The organism is Actinomyces radicidentis (assembly GCF_001553565.1).
GTDB classification, from domain to species: Bacteria; Actinomycetota; Actinomycetes; order Actinomycetales; family Actinomycetaceae; genus Actinomyces; species Actinomyces radicidentis.
Map to the genome: position 1 here is coordinate 1,175,625 of NZ_CP014228.1, position 17,801 is coordinate 1,193,425.

The window sequence follows — 17,801 nt, forward strand, 5'->3', positions numbered from 1 at the left end:
GACGTTCCTGTGAGGCGCGAGTGAGCGGGCTTCGGGTTCCCGGACGGTGGGGCGGGCGCGTCGCGGCAGCCGGAGCGGTGGCTGCCGGGGCCGGCGCGACGACGGCGGGCGGCGGTCAGGCCGCGAGATCGTGGCTCATGACCCGGTGCCACTTGTTGGCGGGCAGCTCGGGGTGGAGGAGCGCCATGCCGGTGGCGTACTTGGACACACGCGCGGGGCGGTGCCCGACCGACCACAGGAGCCTGTCCGTGGGGGAGGGGGTCGCCGGGTTCTTCGTCTCGACGACGGCGAGCGCGCCGGCCCGCCGGGACCCGCCGCAGCGACGGCCCTCCGTGTCCAGGGGAGTCCAGACGAGGTCGGTGTCGATGGTGGCGCGGGCCTCGTCGTCGGGCAGGTGGAGGGTGGTGCGCTCGTAGGTGGTGCCCATGACGGGGACGAGGGCGTCCGCGAGGCGCCGGGCGGCGTCGCCGGTGGCGGTGCCGGACTCAATGAGGCAGGCGGTGACGAAGTCGCGGCCGGTCGGGGTGAGGCGGTCGGCGTCGTCGGGGGAGTAGGGGACGCGCTTCTTGACGGTGGCGCCGCGCGGCCCGCGGGTCTTGACCTCGAGGAAGGTGAGCCCGGAGTCGAGGTAGGAGCGGGTGCGGACCTTGAAGCGACGACGGCGCTTGCGCGCGGACAGGAGGTAGGAGTCGAGCGCGGGCGTGTCGAAGTAGGTGGAGGAGTAGGGGAAGCCGCGGCGGCCGTCGATCTCGAGGACGCGGGAGCGGTCCGCGACGGCGTCGACGACCCGCTGCGTGTCGTCCAGGGGGACGAGGTACTTGCGGTCGACGCGGGTGAGGAGGCCGGCGGCGGCGTTGAGCTCGTCGAGGCTCGTGGGCCCGACGCCGTCGGTGGTCAGGGCCGGGGCGGGCACGGAGCCGGATGCTGCCGGGGCGGGCGCGGCGCCGGATGCTGCCGGGGCGGGCACGGCGCCGGATGCTGCCGGGGCGGTGGCGGGGCGGGCGGGTGCTGCGTGGCGGTGCATGCCGGCTCCTCAGTGCCCGGCGAGGACGGCGTCGCGGTCGGCGGCGCGGGCGTCCTGGGGCGCCGACCACGCCTCGGCGGGCGAGACGGGGTGGAGCCGAGGCGACTGGGCCGGGAGCGCGACGGGTGCGGCGCCGGGGCGGGCCTCGCGGGCGTCGTCGGCGGGGGCCTGACCGGGCAGGGCGTGGAGCTGGTAGCGGACGTCGACGAGGGTGGTGTCGTTGACGAGGTCGAGCCGCTGGACCTCGAGGGACTGGACGCGGGCGCCGAGGAGGGTCTCGAGGTGGGCGGTGAGGGCGGCCTCGTCGGCGATGGCGCGGTCGAGCATGATGACCTGGTGGCGGTTGAGGCGCAGGATGCGCGGGTGGTCGCCGATCCAGAGGGCCACAAGGAGCAGGCCCATGAGGACGGCGGTCGGGGCGGTTCCGGCCTCGAGGCCCCCGAGGAGCCCGAGGGCGAGGGCGGCGAAGAAGTAGGCGACCTCGTGCTGGGCCAGCTCGGTGGAGCGCAGGCGGATGATCGACAGGACGCCGAAGAGGCCGAGGCCCAGTCCCGCGCCCACGGAGGCGGTGGCGAGGAGGAGGGTGACGGCGAGGACGCCGACGTTGACGCCGATGTAGGCCGCCATGAGGTCGCGACGCGAGTGCCGCGGCACGTAGAGGGCGCCGATGAGGATGGCGAGGGCGACCAGGTCGAGCCCGACGTGGGCGAGGGCGGTGAGCGTCATGTGGAGTCCTTAGGTCGGCGTCAGGGCCGGTCCGACGGCGCTGGGCGCGGTCGTCGACCCGGTGACACCGAGTCAAGGGGGCGAGTCCATGAGCAGCCTGTGAGCGGGGTTGGGCTGCGGGATGTCGTCACCTCCCGTTCACCTCGTGAAGGGGTGCGCCCCGCGCGTCGGCACGGCCGTCGCACGCGGGCGGTCGTCGCACGCGGGGCGCGGGTGGAGGGGGCTGCGCTCAGGCTCGCGCCAGGGCCATGTCCCCGGGGCGGATCCAGCCGCGTGCGCGCATGAGCTCACTGATCGCGAGGGTGAGCGCGGCGGGGGCGACCACGTGGAACAGGACGATGGTGGCCAGGAGGCGTCCGGCCGGGACGGTTCCGCTCATGACCTGCCAGGTCATGATCTGGCCGACGAGTCCGGCCGAGCCCATCCCCGACCCCACCGCGTTGGACTCCATGTGGAGCACGAGGGTGGCGACGGGGCCGAGGATCGCGGAGGCGAGGGTGGGCGGGACCCAGATGAGCGGGTGGCGCACGATGTTGGGGACCTGGAGCATGGAGGTGCCGAGTCCCTGCGCGAGCAGCCCGGCCCAGCGGTTCTCCCGGAAGGAGGCGACGGCGAAGCCGACCATCTGGGTGGTGCAGCCGATGGTGGCGGCCCCGGCCGCGATCCCGGACAGCCCGAGGATGACCCCGAGGGCGGCGGACGAGATCGGCAGGGTGAGGACGACGCCCATGACGACGGCGACGACGATCCCCATGAGGAGCGGCTGTCGCTCGGTGCCCCAGTTGACCACCTCGCCCAGGGCGGTCATGGCCCGGGAGATCGGTGGGCCGACGAGGAGCCCGACCGCGCCGCCCACGCCGATGGTGGCGAGCGGGGTGAGGAGGATGTCGACGGGCGTGCGTCCGGAGACGAGGCGGCCGACCTCGATCGCGGCGTAGGCGGCGATGAAGGCGCCGAGCGGCTCGCCGGGGCCGGTGAGGTGGAGGGCGGTGACGCCGTCGGCGGTCACGAGCACGGTGCCGGACAGGAGGCCGGAGGCGAGCGCACCGACCTGGCCGGCGACGGCGGCCGAGATGAGGACGAAGGTGTCGGCGCGGAGACGGTGAGCGGTGCCCAGGCCGATGCCGGCGCCCGTGACGGCGGAGGCGACCTTGCCCAGGATGAGGGCGACGTGGCCGGGGGCGCCGGGGAGGAAGGCGCCGACCTGGGTGAGGATCGTGCCGATGATGAGGGTGGCGAACAGGCCGTGCGCCATGCCGGTGAGCCCCTCGATGAGGACGCGGTGGGCGCAGGCGCGGGCGCGGGGTTGGGAACGGGTGGTCGGGGGAGCGGGGGAGGGCGCGGGTTTCTCCTCGGGGTCGAGCGGGCGGCCCATGTGTAGGTTCTCGCGACATGTGTCACACGTTCAAGGCTGTGACCTGCATGTTCTCCCACCCGTCGACGACCTGCTTCTCGCTCAACTTGGCACAAAGTTCGCAGTTTGTGTGCACGGCGTGTGTCGACGGTTCCCGCTGGTGCCTTCCCTTGGGTACAGCGGAACCATGACACCGCCTGAACGGGTTGCAGTCAACGATCCCCTTTCCGGCGCAGGGCACTGGCTGGGCTCACGTAGACAGCTGTGGGCCCAGAACCGCTGCGGGGATACACGGGACCGGCTGGATTGGATTGAGCAGAGGCGGATTGGCAGTAGGGGTGTGTCCCTTAGCGTGGTGGCAATTCCCGCGGGGGCCGCTGGTCGAGGTGGCTGGGGGTCATCGCGGGTGTGATTCCGCCAAGAACCATCTGAAGGGACCCGCGATGACCCACCATCAGTCTGCCTTGTCCGCCTTGATCGGGGAACTCCTGGCCGACCCTGAGGCCTCACGCGACGAGATGTTCCGCCGTCTGCTGGCCGCCGGACTGCAGGACCTCATCGACGCCGAAGCCGAAGCGGTGATCGGCGCCTCCCGCTACGAGCGCACCCCGGATCGCATCACGCGCCGCAATGGGACGCGCTCCAAGACGGTGGCGACCACTGCCGGGGAGGTCGACCTGGCCATCCCCAAGCTGCGCCGGGGTTCCTTCTTCCCGTCCCTGCTGTCCCCGCGCAGGAGGGTCGACAAGGCCCTGTACGCGGTGATCGCCACCGCCTGGGTCGAGGGGGTCTCCACCCGCAAGGTCGATGACCTGGTCAAGGCCCTGGGCTGCGAGTCCGGCATCTCCAAGTCCCAGGTCTCACGGATCTGCGCCGACATCGACCAGACGGTCGGTGCCTTCCTGAACCGGCCTCTGGACCACACCTGGTTCCCCTACCTCTACCTGGACGCCACCTACCTCGACGTGCGCGTCGGACACCGCGTCGTCTCCCAGGCCACCGTCGTCGCGGTAGGGGTCTCCGCCGCCGGGCGCCGCGAGATCCTGGGCATGGCCGTGGGCGACAGCGAGTCCACCGACTTCTGGACCAGCTTCCTGCGCTCCCTGCGCGAGCGGGGCCTGGCCGTGTGCGGGCCCTCCCGGCCCGAGGGTGTCGCCTTGGTCGTGTCCGACTCCCACGCCGGCCTGAAGGCCGCCGTCAAGGCGATCCTGCCCGGCGCGGCCTGGCAGCGCTGCCGCGTGCACTTCGCCCGCAACATCACCTCCCGCCTGGGATCAGCACGCTCCAAGCCCGTCAACGCCCTCATCTCCACGGTGTTCGCCCAGACCAGCCCCCAGGCCGTGCGCGCCACCTACCACCAGGTCACCGACTCCCTGAGAGGCACCTTCCCGGACATCGCCGACATGCTCGAGGCCGCCGAGGCTGACCTGACCGCGTTCGCCGCCTTCCCCACCGAGCACTGGAAGAAGATCTGGTCCAACAACCCCATCGAACGCGTCAACGCCGAGATCAAGCGCCGCGCCGACGTCGTCCAGGTCTTCCCCAACCCAGACTCCGTGACCCGCCTCATCGGCGCCGTCCTGCTCGAGCAGCACGAGCAGTGGCAGTACGGCGAACGCCGCTACCTGTCCCAGACCTCCATGCAACGACTCACCCACACCCTCACCAACGACACCCAACCCCTGCCCCTGACCGCCTGAAAGAACACCACAACAAGGGACTTGACCGGCAGTAGAACGATTCGCCTGGCGGCGCTCTCATGCACGCAGCGCGTCTGAGGGCTCGATGCGGGAGGCTCGCCAGGTGGCCAGGGCTCCGCCGAGCATCCCGACGAGGATGCCTCCGGCTAGGCCTAGGGGTAGGAGTCTGGGGTCGAGGACTGGTTGCCAGCCGCGTGCGAGGGTGACGGCAAGGATGGCGAGGACGGAGGTGTAGGCGCCGAGGATTCCGCCGACGAGTCCGACGATGAGGCTCTCGACCAGGACAAGGGCCGTGACGTGCACGCGGCGACCTCCGATCGCGCGGCGCAGGCCGAACTCTCCGGCGCGCTCGTACACGGCGGTCGTCATGGCGTTGGTCAGGGACAGGACAGCCGCGAGCAGGGTGACGCCGGTCAGGGTCATGAGCATGGTGGCGACGTTGGTCTCGATGGTGTCGCGCAGTCCGCGGGGGTCCGGTGGTGCGTCGACGGCGACCTGGCCGGGTTGGGAGGGGATCCATGCGACGGGTGCCTGGCCGGCGACCTGGGCGGCGGCACCGGGCTGGACGCGCAGGTCGGCGGTGGCCCACTGGATGGGTGCCAGGGCGGCGGCGTCCTTCTCGGAGACGACCAGGGAGCTGAGGAGCCCGACCTGCAGGCCGGCCTCGGTGATGATCCCGACGACCCGGTGGGGCTCGCCGTCGATCCAGATGACCGGCTCGGCCTGGAGAGGGCCGAGGTTGAGGTCGGCGGCGGTCTGGGAGCCGACGAGGACGTCACGGTCGCCCAGGGCGGTCAGTGAGGCTCCTTGGGTGTCGACGGTGAGCAGGCCGGCTGGGACGCGGCCGGCGACCAGACCGAGCAGGTCGTGGGGTGTGGCTCCCTGGGAGCGGGCGAGCTCGAGGGAGGTGGGGGTGGTGGAGGCGACGACCTGTCCGTGGTTGGCGGCGACGAGGGCTCCTTGGACACCTGCGATGTCGTCGAGCCTGGTCAGGGAGTCCTCGGAGACGGCCTGGGTGACTGCGACGTTGTTGGCGTCCTCGGTCAGGGCGGGGCTGGTCAGGGCGACGCGTTGGTTGCGTTGTGCGTCGAAGAGCCCGGAGACCTGCGCCTGGGCTGTCGTGGACAGGCCGGCGGTGGTCAGGGCCAGGCCCACGCCCAGCGTGACCGAGGCGATGAGGGCTGCGGCCCGGGATCGTTTGGACCACAGGCCCCGCCATGCGTCGATGAGCCCGTCAGGCGGGCGTAGGCGCGAGGGGCGCCCCTCGGGTGCGGGCGGCTCGGTGGCCAGGACCGCGGTGTCGGCGCTCGGGGTGGGGCTGGTGGGCTGGGTGGTCTCGGTGACGTGTCCGTCCAGGACGTGGAGGCGGCGGTGGGCGCGGGTGGCGACGTCGGGGTCGTGGGTGACGACGATGAGGGTGGTGCCGCGTTTGTTGAGGCGCTCGAGGGTGTCCATGACCTGGGTGCCGGTGGCGCGGTCGAGGTTGCCGGTGGGCTCGTCGGCGAGGACGACGGGGGCGCCCGAGGCGATGGCGCGGGCGATGGCGATGCGTTGGCGCTCACCTCCGGACAGGCGTGAGGCGCGCTGCCACTCCTTGTGGGCCAGCCCGACGAACTCGAGGGCCTCGTGGGCGAGCTCGCGGCGCCGTCGCTGAGGCAGGCCCCGGTAGAGGGTCCCCAGGGCGACGTTGTCGAGGACGGTGCGGGAGTCGAGCAGGTGGAAGGACTGGAAGATGAAGGCGATCGTCTGTGAGCGCAGTCGGGCCCGCGCCGCGTCCGACAGGTCGGTGGTGTCTTGCCCGTCGATCGTGTACTGGCCGGTGGTGGGGGTGTCCAGGAGGCCGATCTGGTTGAGCAGGGTGGACTTGCCCGACCCGGAGGGGCCCTCGATGGCCAGGTACTCGCCCTGGGTGACGTGCAGGCTCACGCCGGCCAGTGCCAGAACGGGCACCTCTCCGGGGTAGGTGCGTCCGACGTCGTCGAGACAGAGGGTCGTCATCAGCGGTCCACCCGCACCTGGGTCCCCTCGGCGACGCCCGTGTCGGCCTTCGGGTCGGCGATCGCGCAGGTCCCCGACACGCAGGCGAGCTGGGTGACCTTGACCTGGTGGGTGGTGCCGTCGGCGTCGATGGCGAGCACGGAGGAGCTTCCGTCCGCTGCGGTGGCGATCGCTCGTTGGGGGACGGTCAGGACGTCCGTGAGCGGGTCGGTCAGGTCCAGGGTGACCAGGACGTCGCTGCGCCCCGCCCAGTCGGCCGGCACGTCCCCGCTGCTGGGGGCCAGCGTCACGTTCACACCCGAGCCGGCGCTGTCCGCCGCGGTGTCCGTGCCGTCGGTGGAGGTGGTGGCATGGGCTGCCGCGTCGGCCTGCGCAGCCTGGGCGACGTCGGTGACCGTGACGTCCAGGGAGGTGGAACCGACCTGGGCGGTGCCGGTCATGCCGTTCTTGACGCGAAGTGCCACGGGGCCCGTGACGGAGGCCTTCAGGCTCACGCCGCCCTGGGAGGTCGTCAGGCTCGCGTTGTCCGCGCTCAGGACGGTTCCCACTCCGGGCACGCCGGTGACGGTCACCGGGGTGGAGAACAGCACCAGGACCTCGCTGAGCGGCAGGTAGACCTCGCTGCTCGGGGCAGCCGGGGTCGCGGCGGCCGCTGTCGCTACGGTGGAGGCGGCGTCGGTGGGCTGCGCCAGGGCCACGGTGTCTGCACTCGGGTCCTGGACGGCGCGTGTGGGGGCGCTGGCGCCGACAGCCTTGTACAGGGCCGTCAGGCACCGCGCCGTGGTAGGGCCGAACGTGCCGTCGGGGGTGATGCGGTATCCCAGGTCCGCCAGCGCCTGCTGCACCAAGGTGACGTCACTGCCACTGTCGCCCGGACCCAGATCCCGGTACAAGGGGAAGGAGCCCCGAAGCGTGATGACGGGGCGGTCGTTGACCCACGCCGCCACCTGGCCACTGTCCAGGGAGGAACCGGTCTCCACACCGGCTCGGGTGAGGACCGCCCGCCCCTCGGGAAGGGGCAGGGCGATCTTCTGGGTCTGCGCGGCCGCCGCCGTCGCGTTCAAGGTGGTGCGCTCAGTCAGGTCACCGCGTGCGACGGCAACCAGAACCGGACGAGCCGTTGGCGCCTGCGCGGAGGCCTCACGCTGCGCCGGGGACTGGAAGTGGCTCGCCAGCACCCAGGTCCCCGCCACCAGAGCGACCGCGAGGACGACCGCCAGGGCAACGAGCCCCGCACGGCGCCTCACGAGTCGCCCTTCGCCAGGATCTTCTCAGCGCGAGCCCGCTTGGCCTCCATGTCCAGCCGGATCGGCTCCAAGTCACCCAGGTGCTGGGACACGAAGGCCTCCCGCTGGGACCACCCGGCGTCGTAGTACCGGTCGAACCACCCCGAGGAGCGCCGGCAGGCAGCGTCCGCGGTCGCGACCCGGATCTCGTCCGCGCTCGCCTGCCCCGTGGACTGCCACCCCCACTCATCCACCAGGGAGTCCGGCGGACGCCCGTTGGGGTCCCATGGCGTCTGCGGCAGGTCCGAGATCCCCAGAGGAGCCATGCACGTACGCCACGCCTTCGCCGCCGAGGACAGCTCGCTGGATGCGGTGTCCACGTGCAGCTGGTTGAGCTGGTCCGTGATGCTCCCCGAGGCGGCGTCCGCCGCCGAGTACGTCGGCTCGACCCCGCCGTTGAGCTCCGTATCCGCCTCCGTCGCGCACTCACCCAGGTCCGACTGGAAGTCCGCGGACTCGTTGGCGTACAGGCTCCCGCCACTGGCCGCGACCTCGTCAGCCAGCAGGTCACGGGCGTCGGGTGCCTGCCGGTAGCCGTACTTCGCGGCCACCTGCTCGTTGAACACCTGCGAGAAGCCATCCGCGGCCAGGGTCTGCGGGGCCGGCGCCGACGCATCGAAACGCACCTTGAAAGAGGAGTGCCCCCGCTCGTGCATGCAACTGGCCTGCACCTGACTCCACGCCTGATCAACCGTCGCCGAGGAGCTCATGTACGGGTCCGTCGGCAAGGTCCACCGCGCCTCGTCCTTCGTCACCTGCACAGCCACCCCGCCACCAGCAGAACCATCTGTCGCCGCAGCAGCGCCGCCATCATCGGAGCCCGAGCCCGAGCACGCACCCAGGGTGAGGGCCACGGCGGCCGCAAGTGCTGCCGCCGCGCCCCTCACCCAACTGTGCTGTTCGGCTCGGGGACACGTCATGCTCCGCATCGCAATCCCCATGTCGAACGATGCTCAGCGGCTCAGCGCCACTTGCCGGTGGTTCCGTTGGCACCGCGCCAGCGCATGGCCTGGCCGGTGTTGGGGCCGTACTCGCCGTCACGAGTCAGGCCATAACGTGACTGGACGTTGAGAACGGCTTGCTTCGTTCCAGCGCCGTAGTAGCCGTCGACGCCGATGTTCTGCCCCTCGGCGGCGCGCAGAGACTCCTGCAGCCGGTAGGTGGCGGGGTTGTAGCCCGACGTGTCTAGCTGGAGGTAGCAGCGCCACGACCCTCGGGTTGTCGCTGCCGGCACCCACGCTGTTGAGCCGGTGGTGATGGTGCGCGGGGTCGTTGCTGCGCATCGTGGGATGGTCGCTGCCTCAGCCGGCGCCGCGGCACCGACGCTCGCGACGCTGGGGAGAAGCATCAGCGCCAGCAGACCCGAGGCAAGCTTGAGTGAAGGTTTCATTGCACTCCTCCTCTAGGGATGGGAACCCACTTCATTGCGGGTGCTCATACGATCGCTCGTTGCGTTCCTGGGTGGAATCGAGGATTGTTAACGCCTACACCAACGCTGTGCTCAAGCTCAGATGCCGCAGGATCTGTTCACGAAACCGGCCATGAATCATCTGTCCGCATGGCCAGCTTGAGAGCGAGTTCGGTGCGTGATCGGCATCCAGTCGTGCGCAGGATCTCGCTCATGTACGTGCGCACGGAACCTTCCGTGTAGCTCAGAGCGGCCGCGATCTCCCGATTCGACTTGCCCTCAGCAATGAGGGGCAGGAGCCTCTGGTACCGGTCCGGCAACGACGCAAGCGTGCGGGTGAGTTCGTGGGTCTCATGGTCGCCGCCTCGCCTGGCGTGCCGCTGCGCGATGACGCGTGCAGCTGGCCTAGGCCCGAGCACGACCGCGCCCGCTGCCGCCTGTTGGACGCCCATGACGATCTGGTCGAAGTCCATGTCCTTGGTCAGATAGCCCTGGACTCCCTCGTCGAGTGCCTGGCCGATCCGTCTGGGCGACTCGAACGCGGTCATCATGACCACGCGGGTATTCGGTGAACTCTTGATGATCTCGTGGGCCAGTCGGATGCCGTCGGTTCCTGGCATCTCGACATCCACCAGCGCGACGTCCACGAACCTCGTCGACAGGATCTTGAGCGCGGCGCCGGCCGAGCCCACGGCGGCTACGACCTCGATCTCGGTCCGGGTGTCGAGGAGCGTCACGTAGGACCGCAGGATGACCTCGTCGTCGTCGACGAGCAGGAGACGAACGGGTCCTTCCATCATGTCGTGCTCCCGTGCGAATCAGTGCGCCTGGGCACGGTGAGCGCGACGAGCCATCGCCCGTTGAGGTCGCCGGCGACGAGCTCCCCGCCCAGAGCCGAGGCTCGCGTGGCCAGGCCATTCAGGCCCTGGCCGCCACTCAGTGCGCCCCCTTGGTCAGGTTGCTCGTCGGCCGTCCGCGACACGAGCTCGACGACGAGAGAGTCCTGATCAAGACTGAGCTCGAGCGAAGCCTCGGACCCGGCCTTCGCGTACTTCACGATGTTCACGAGGGACTCCTGGACCGCGATAGCCGCGAGCTCCCACTCGCTGTCGCCGACGGCGAGACGAGCCTCCTGCCAGGTGATACCGCGCGTCGACAGGCCGATCCCACGGGTCGCCAGCACCCGGACCCACCGCTCCGTCGGAGGGACCAGGTCCGCGGCGCCGGCCGACGTGGCGTCGCTCGAGGAGCTCGGCGTCTGACGCAGGCTGCCGACGAGAGCGCGGAGACTGTTCATCGAATCGGTCGCGGACTCCTCGATCCCCTGGGCCAACGCGACCTGCGCACTCTCGTGCAGCTGGGGGCGCAGGACGCGGGCGAGGGTCAGGACACGGGTCAGGTCCGTGGCGACCGAGTCGTGGAGCATGAGGGCGATCTCTGCGCGAACCTCAGCAGCCTGTGCTCGCCCCTCAGCCTGCGCGGCCTCGACCCTCAAGCGGGCCTCCTCCTGCGCACGGACGCCGCCCCGCATCGCCAGACCCAGCGAGATCGCGAGCAGGGAGATCAGCGTCAGTGCCGCGGGCTCGAGATCTGGTCGCGACGTCCCGATCAGGTTGGTGATCCAGTAGGCGATGAACCCGCCTGCTGCTCCCTTCCACCAGTCGCGTGAGATCCACTCCGCGAGCGGAATCACCACCAGGAAGGTAGCTGACGCGCTCGCGTTGGCGGCCAAGGAACCCCACAGCACGAAGGCCAGCGAGGCCGCGCCGGCGGCTCGGGGAAAGCGATGCACAAGGGGGACTGCGGCCACCACGCCGAGCGCCATGACCATCTTCCAGGGCTGAGGATCAGACTTGGTCGTCAGCCAGTATCCGACATCGAGGGCGCAGCAGACGGTCGCGGCTAGGAGGTAGCCGAGACTGCGCACGCTCAGACCGAGGGAGGCCTGCCCGTTTCGTCGCACCCGCACATTCAAACAGTTCGGCACTGCGGCAGAGACGGGAACCAGCGACACGCGCCGTCGGCGCCATCAACCTCCTGCCCCGCTTCATCCGCGCGCACCCAGTGACTCGCGGACTCCGTCCAATGACTCATCGGGCACTCGAGAGACGCGCCGGGCATCACAACGAGGCTTGCGGCAACGAGGAGCGAGCAGAGTGGACGGCGCACCAGGAGGGATGCGACCACGAGTCGCAGCAAGTTGAGCACCCACCGCACGATCCTCGACAGCAGACGCCAGCGCTATTGCCATGAGTCAACAACATGCGTTTCCCGGTGACGGCCGTCTACGGGACGCGGTATCGGGCAGCAAGGTGGGCCCGATGACGCCTTTCCGTCTGCGCCCAACGTCCCCGACCAGTACACCTGTACTGGTCGGGGACGTTCGTCAATCGTGACAAGGGCAGCTGGCCGGCTCGGGTCGTGTGTGGCACATGCGGATGGAGTACGGGGATCTGGTCGTGTGCGGCGGAGTCGCCGCATGGCTTTCGAGGATTCTCACTAGCTGGTGTGAGCGTCCGATACCGACCGTTTTTGAACACCCAGCGACGCGCCGGTCAAGTCCCTTGTTGTGGTGTTCTTTCAGGCGGTCAGGGGCAGGGGTTGGGTGTCGTTGGTGAGGGTGTGGGTGAGTCGTTGCATGGAGGTCTGGGACAGGTAGCGGCGTTCGCCGTACTGCCACTGCTCGTGCTGCTCGAGCAGGACGGCGCCGATGAGGCGGGTCACGGAGTCTGGGTTGGGGAAGACCTGGACGACGTCGGCGCGGCGCTTGATCTCGGCGTTGACGCGTTCGATGGGGTTGTTGGACCAGATCTTCTTCCAGTGCTCGGTGGGGAAGGCGGCGAACGCGGTCAGGTCAGCCTCGGCGGCCTCGAGCATGTCGGCGATGTCCGGGAAGGTGCCTCTCAGGGAGTCGGTGACCTGGTGGTAGGTGGCGCGCACGGCCTGGGGGCTGGTCTGGGCGAACACCGTGGAGATGAGGGCGTTGACGGGCTTGGAGCGTGCTGATCCCAGGCGGGAGGTGATGTTGCGGGCGAAGTGCACGCGGCAGCGCTGCCAGGCCGCGCCGGGCAGGATCGCCTTGACGGCGGCCTTCAGGCCGGCGTGGGAGTCGGACACGACCAAGGCGACACCCTCGGGCCGGGAGGGCCCGCACACGGCCAGGCCCCGCTCGCGCAGGGAGCGCAGGAAGCTGGTCCAGAAGTCGGTGGACTCGCTGTCGCCCACGGCCATGCCCAGGATCTCGCGGCGCCCGGCGGCGGAGACCCCTACCGCGACGACGGTGGCCTGGGAGACGACGCGGTGTCCGACGCGCACGTCGAGGTAGGTGGCGTCCAGGTAGAGGTAGGGGAACCAGGTGTGGTCCAGAGGCCGGTTCAGGAAGGCACCGACCGTCTGGTCGATGTCGGCGCAGATCCGTGAGATCTGGGACTTGGAGATGCCGGACTCGCAGCCCAGGGCCTTGACCAGGTCATCGACCTTGCGGGTGGAGACCCCCTCGACCCAGGCGGTGGCGATCACCGCGTACAGGGCCTTGTCGACCCTCCTGCGCGGGGACAGCAGGGACGGGAAGAAGGAACCCCGGCGCAGCTTGGGGATGGCCAGGTCGACCTCCCCGGCAGTGGTCGCCACCGTCTTGGAGCGCGTCCCATTGCGGCGCGTGATGCGATCCGGGGTGCGCTCGTAGCGGGAGGCGCCGATCACCGCTTCGGCTTCGGCGTCGATGAGGTCCTGCAGTCCGGCGGCCAGCAGACGGCGGAACATCTCGTCGCGTGAGGCCTCAGGGTCGGCCAGGAGTTCCCCGATCAAGGCGGACAAGGCAGACTGATGGTGGGTCATCGCGGGTCCCTTCAGATGGTTCTTGGCGGAATCACACCCGCGATGACCCCCAGCCACCTCGACCAGCGGCCCCCGCGGGAATTGCCACCACGCTAAGGGACACACCCGACGCGCCGAGACATCACATGGACGAATCTGGATTTTGGACAACTTAAGTTGGATTCCGCACCACGGGTGTCTTGACACCCGCAGGGTAGGGGGTTGCGACCTGTGAGTGTCATGACACCTGGAGGTGGTGGGCCCGGGCCACGTCGCTGCGGCGCGCTGTGTCGGAGAGTGCTCCGCGCACGGTGTCGTGCCGAGGGGGCCGGGATCGCGGGGCGGGCGGCTCCGGTCGCGCGGGACCGTCGGGACGGGCGTCCCGGACTCACTCCCCGTGCTGGAGGAACCCGAGCGCGTCGAGCGCCCGCTCGACCTCGTCGAGCGCCTCCTCGCTGTCCGCCTCGATGGTGTGGGTGTGCCAGCCGTTGGTGAGCTCGGCGAGGGCCGTGGAGTCCTCGGCGCGCTCGAGGAAGAGCTCGAGGTCGGCCCGGTCGTGGATGAGGAGGTCGACGGTGAGCTGCCCGTAGAGGCGGTGCTCGACGGAGGTGTCGAGGATGGAGCCCCCGGCGTCGAGGATGGCGGTGAGCTCGGCGCGCATGTCGTCGCGGCCGTGACGGACATGGACCGCGCGGCGCGGCCGCTCGGCCGACCGGGCCAGCACGTAGCCCCTGTTGGTGGCGTGGACGCCGTGCCCCGAGGCCCGCAGGAGCGCGACGTCGCCGACGATGATCTGGCGCGAGACGCCGAGGCGCTCGCCGAGCGCCGCGGCGGGCACGGGGGCGTCGGCGTGCTCGAGCTGGGCGAGGATCTCCTCGCGGCGCGCTGCGGCGTTCATCGGCCCTCCCCGGTCTGGTCCCGACGGCGTCCGCCGTCCTCGCGAACGTAGCACGACGGCGCGGGTGCGGGGTGGCCGGGGCGTCGGCGGCGAGTGGCCGGGGGCGGCGGGCCCGCCGCGGGCGGAGGGGGGCGTCGGACCGGGCGCCGTCGGCTCGGCCGGGGCCGACGAGGTCGGGCCGGCGCGTGCGACACGCCCGTGCCCGCGCACCGGGCGGGTGAGTTTTGGGTCTCTGTCCCCAGGGTGGGGAGCCTTGCGGTCCGGACCGTCGGGAGCCCCTGTGGGTGAGGGCCCCGGATTCGTGTCGTACCCCCGGAGCACGATGGTTCCGCCGATGGAGAGCGGTCCCCCGCGGGTCCCGCAGGGGCTCTGCAAGGCGGCTCTCCACCCGGCGTCCACAAACCCGCGGGCGCTCTCCACAGGAAGGAGGCCCACTATGCACAGCACCACGTCCACCACACCATCTAGGGGTGGTCACAGCCCCGGACCCCTAGGGGTAGTGTCTTGCTCCGCGAGGGACACCTGCCCTCCCGCGAACGACAACCGTGTAGTTGCACCGTCGTCAGCCTCCCCGGAGGTCGATGAGCGGGCGCGGCTCCCGGACCCGCCCCACGACCCCGATCACGACTGCCAGGAAGTGACTGATATGGCGATCACCGTCTACTCCAAGCCCAACTGCGTCCAGTGCAACGCGACCTACCGCGCCCTGGACAAGGCCGGCGTGTCCTACGCGACGGTGGACGTCACCGCGGACGCCGAGGCGCTCGCCCAGGTCAAGTCGCTCGGCTACGCCCAGGCGCCCGTCGTCGTCGCCGGCGAGGACCACTGGTCCGGCTTCCGCCCGGACAAGATCAAGGCCCTCCAGGCCGCCGTCGAGGCCGTCGCCATCTGAGGGGCCGTCGGCTCACGTGACCCAGACAGCGCTCCCTGGGACGACCCCTGCGCCGTCCGCCGGGGCGGAGGGGAAGGACGAGCCCCTGCTTGTCTACTTCTCCTCCACCTCGGAGAACACGCACCGCTTCGCGACCAGGCTCGGCTACCCTACGGCGCGCATCCCGCTGCGCCCCAAGGACGAGCCCCTCACCGTGGACCGGGAGTACGTCCTCCTCGTCCCTACCTACGGCGGCGGCAACCTCAAGGGCGCCGTCCCCAAGCAGGTCATCAAGTTCCTCAACGACCCCCACAACCGGTCGCTGTGCCGCGGCGTCATCGCGTCGGGCAACACCAACTTCGGCGAGGCCTACTGCGTCGCCGGTGACATCATCGCCGCCAAGCTCAAGGTGCCCTTCCTGTACCGCTACGAGCTCCTCGGCACCCCCACCGACGTCGCACGCGTCAAAGAAGGATTGGACACGTTTTGGCAGACACGCTGACGGACACCGGCTCGGAGTCCTTCGCCCCGGCCCTCGACTACCACGCCCTCAACGCCAAGCTGAACCTGTACGACGCGAACGGGAAGATCCAGTTCGACGCGGACCACGAGGCCGCGCGCCAGTACTTCCTCCAGCACGTCAACCAGAACACCGTCTTCTTCCACGACATCGAGGAGAAGCTCGAGTACCTCGTCGAGGAGGGCTACTACGAGAAGTCGGTCCTGGACAAGTACTCCCCGGAGTTCGTGAAGTCGGCCTTCAAGGCCGCCTACGCCCACAAGTTCCGCTTCCAGACCTTCCTGGGCGCCTTCAAGTACTACACGTCGTACACGCTCAAGACCTTCGACGGGAAGCGCTACCTGGAGCGCTTCGAGGACCGCGTCACGATGGTCGCCCTCGCGCTCGCGGACGGCGACGAGCAGCTCGCCCTCAACCTCGTCGACGAGATGATGTCCGGCCGCTTCCAGCCGGCCACCCCGACCTTCCTCAACGAGGGCAAGGCCCAGCGCGGCGAGCCCGTCTCCTGCTTCCTCGTGCGCATCGAGGACAACATGGAGTCGATCGCCCGCGGCATCAACTCCGCCCTCCAGCTGTCCAAGCGCGGTGGCGGCGTCGCCCTCCTGCTCACCAACCTGCGTGAGATGGGCGCCCCCATCAAGCGCATCGAGAACCAGTCCAGCGGCGTCATCCCCGTCATGAAGCTGCTCGAGGACTCCTTCTCCTACGCGAACCAGCTCGGTGCGCGCCAGGGCGCCGGCGCCGTGTACCTCCACGCGCACCACCCGGACATCATGCGGTTCCTCGACACCAAGCGAGAGAACGCGGACGAGAAGATCCGCATCAAGACGCTCTCGCTCGGCGTCGTCATCCCGGACATCACCTTCGAGCTCGCCCGCAACAAGGAGCCGATGTACCTCTTCAGCCCCTACGACGTGGAGCGCGTCTACGGGGTCCCCTTCTCCGACATCAACGTCACTGAGAAGTACCGCGAGATGGTCGACGACCCTCGCATCCACAAGACGCGGATCGACGCCCGCCAGTTCTTCCAGACCCTCGCCGAGATCCAGTTCGAGTCCGGGTACCCGTACGTCATGTTCGAGGACACGGTCAACAAGGCCAACCCGATCAAGGGCAAGGTCATCATGTCGAACCTGTGCTCCGAGATCCTCCAGGTCTCCGAGCCCAGCGTCCTCAACGAGGACCTCACCTTCGAGCACGTCGGCAAGGACATCTCCTGCAACCTGGGATCCCTCAACATCGCCAAGACGATGGACTCCCCGGACTTCGCGAGGACGATCGCCACCGCCGTGCACGGCCTCACCGCCGTCTCGGACCAGACGATCCTCCCCTCGGTGCCCTCCATCGACCGCGGCAACCACGAGTCGCACGCCATCGGTCTGGGGCAGATGAACCTCCACGGCTTCCTCGCCCGCGAGCGGATCCACTACGGGTCCGAGGAGGGCCTGGACTTCACCAACGTCTACTTCGCCTCCGTGCTCTTCGCGGCCCTGTCCGCCTCGCACGACATCGCGGTGGAGCGCGGCGAGAAGTTCGTCGGCTTCGAGGACTCCAAGTACGCGACCGGAGAGTTCTTCGAGAAGTACACGACCCAGGACTTCGTCCCGACGACGCCGCGCGTCGCCGAGCTCTTCGAGAAGTCCTCCGTCCACGTCCCCACCCGCCAGGACTGGGCCGAGCTCGCCGAGAAGATCAAGAAGGACGGCATCTACAACCGCAACCTCCAGGCGGTGCCGCCGACCGGCTCGATCTCCTACATCAACAACTCGACGTCCTCGATCCACCCGATCGTCGCCAAGGTGGAGATCCGCAAGGAGGGCAAGATCGGGCGCGTCTACTACCCGGCGCCCTACATGACGAACGACAACCTCGAGTACTACGAGGACGCCTACGAGATCGGCCCCGAGAAGATCATCGACACCTACGCGGTGGCCACGCAGCACGTGGACCAGGGCCTGTCCCTGACGCTGTTCTTCCCGGACACCGCGACCACCCGCGACGTCAACCGCGCGCAGATCTACGCGTGGCGCAAGGGCATCAAGACGCTGTACTACATCCGGCTCCGCCAGGCGGCGCTGGAGGGCACGGAGGTCCAGGGCTGCGTGTCCTGCATGCTCTGAGTCGGCCTGCTGCGAGCTGACAGCCGACGACGGCGCAGGGCGAGACCCCGATGACGAGGACACCCGATACGGAGACGTGG

The 17,801-nt window shown here is 69.7% G+C and carries 15 protein-coding genes; 4 read left to right on the forward strand and 11 right to left on the reverse strand.

Going from position 1 to position 17,801, the window contains the following annotated elements:
- Nucleotides 1-115 precede the first annotated feature (115 nt).
- The 3 genes from AXF14_RS04925 to AXF14_RS04935 form a co-directional block, all read right to left on the reverse strand.
- Nucleotides 116-1,024, reverse strand: coding sequence for a polyphosphate polymerase domain-containing protein (locus tag AXF14_RS04925; RefSeq protein ID WP_084355365.1), 909 nt, complete (start codon nt 1,022-1,024; stop codon nt 116-118).
- A 9-nt stretch (nt 1,025-1,033) separates the two neighbouring features.
- Nucleotides 1,034-1,750 (reverse strand): DUF4956 domain-containing protein, encoded by a 717-nt coding sequence (locus AXF14_RS04930; protein WP_150118423.1) that lies wholly within the window; start codon nt 1,748-1,750, stop codon nt 1,034-1,036.
- A gap of 229 nt (nt 1,751-1,979) precedes the next feature.
- Nucleotides 1,980-3,125, reverse strand: a complete 1,146-nt coding sequence (locus AXF14_RS04935) for a PTS sugar transporter subunit IIC (protein WP_084355366.1) — start codon at nt 3,123-3,125, stop codon at nt 1,980-1,982.
- 422 nt (nt 3,126-3,547) lie between these two features.
- Here AXF14_RS04935 and AXF14_RS04940 point away from each other — a divergent pair, with 422 nt between their 5' ends.
- The gene (locus tag AXF14_RS04940; protein ID WP_067941331.1) at nt 3,548-4,804 is read left to right on the forward strand and encodes an IS256 family transposase; all 1,257 of its coding nucleotides are present in this window, start codon (nt 3,548-3,550) and stop codon (nt 4,802-4,804) included.
- A gap of 57 nt (nt 4,805-4,861) precedes the next feature.
- Here AXF14_RS04940 and AXF14_RS14775 read toward each other — a convergent pair whose 3' ends face one another.
- The 8 genes from AXF14_RS14775 to AXF14_RS04980 form a co-directional block, all read right to left on the reverse strand.
- Nucleotides 4,862-6,802 (reverse strand): ABC transporter ATP-binding protein/permease, encoded by a 1,941-nt coding sequence (locus tag AXF14_RS14775; protein ID WP_084355367.1) that lies wholly within the window; start codon nt 6,800-6,802, stop codon nt 4,862-4,864.
- Nucleotides 6,802-7,866, reverse strand: coding sequence for a peptidoglycan-binding domain-containing protein (locus AXF14_RS14420; protein ID WP_169798252.1), 1,065 nt, complete (start codon nt 7,864-7,866; stop codon nt 6,802-6,804). Before AXF14_RS14420 ends, AXF14_RS14775 begins: the two co-directional genes overlap by 1 nt.
- Before the next feature lie 179 nt (nt 7,867-8,045).
- Entirely contained in the window at nt 8,046-8,843 is a 798-nt protein-coding gene (locus AXF14_RS04955) for a hypothetical protein (RefSeq protein WP_150118424.1), read from the reverse strand.
- Nucleotides 8,844-9,049: 206 nt separating this feature from the next.
- Nucleotides 9,050-9,478: a peptidoglycan-binding domain-containing protein gene (locus tag AXF14_RS04960; RefSeq protein ID WP_211260136.1), complete on the reverse strand. Its 429-nt coding sequence runs from the start codon at nt 9,476-9,478 to the stop codon at nt 9,050-9,052.
- A gap of 137 nt (nt 9,479-9,615) precedes the next feature.
- Nucleotides 9,616-10,296, reverse strand: coding sequence for a response regulator (locus tag AXF14_RS04965; protein WP_084355368.1), 681 nt, complete (start codon nt 10,294-10,296; stop codon nt 9,616-9,618).
- The gene (locus AXF14_RS04970; protein WP_067941341.1) at nt 10,293-11,423 is read right to left on the reverse strand and encodes a sensor histidine kinase; all 1,131 of its coding nucleotides are present in this window, start codon (nt 11,421-11,423) and stop codon (nt 10,293-10,295) included. Before AXF14_RS04970 ends, AXF14_RS04965 begins: the two co-directional genes overlap by 4 nt.
- 653 nt (nt 11,424-12,076) lie before the next feature.
- The gene (locus tag AXF14_RS04975) at nt 12,077-13,333 is read right to left on the reverse strand and encodes an IS256 family transposase (protein ID WP_067941342.1); all 1,257 of its coding nucleotides are present in this window, start codon (nt 13,331-13,333) and stop codon (nt 12,077-12,079) included.
- 367 nt (nt 13,334-13,700) lie between these two features.
- Nucleotides 13,701-14,210 (reverse strand): transcription repressor NadR, encoded by a 510-nt coding sequence (locus tag AXF14_RS04980; protein ID WP_067941344.1) that lies wholly within the window; start codon nt 14,208-14,210, stop codon nt 13,701-13,703.
- 646 nt (nt 14,211-14,856) lie between these two features.
- On the opposite strand from AXF14_RS04980, the gene nrdH reads away from it, so the two are divergent.
- From nrdH to nrdE, 3 genes are all read left to right on the forward strand, one after another.
- Nucleotides 14,857-15,102, forward strand: a complete 246-nt coding sequence (gene nrdH / locus AXF14_RS04985) for a glutaredoxin-like protein NrdH (protein WP_067941348.1) — start codon at nt 14,857-14,859, stop codon at nt 15,100-15,102.
- A gap of 85 nt (nt 15,103-15,187) precedes the next feature.
- Nucleotides 15,188-15,583: a class Ib ribonucleoside-diphosphate reductase assembly flavoprotein NrdI gene (nrdI, locus tag AXF14_RS04990; RefSeq protein WP_067944039.1), complete on the forward strand. Its 396-nt coding sequence runs from the start codon at nt 15,188-15,190 to the stop codon at nt 15,581-15,583.
- Nucleotides 15,568-17,721: a class 1b ribonucleoside-diphosphate reductase subunit alpha gene (gene nrdE, locus AXF14_RS04995; protein ID WP_067941350.1), complete on the forward strand. Its 2,154-nt coding sequence runs from the start codon at nt 15,568-15,570 to the stop codon at nt 17,719-17,721. Before nrdI ends, nrdE begins: the two co-directional genes overlap by 16 nt.
- Nucleotides 17,722-17,801: the final 80 nt, after the last annotated feature.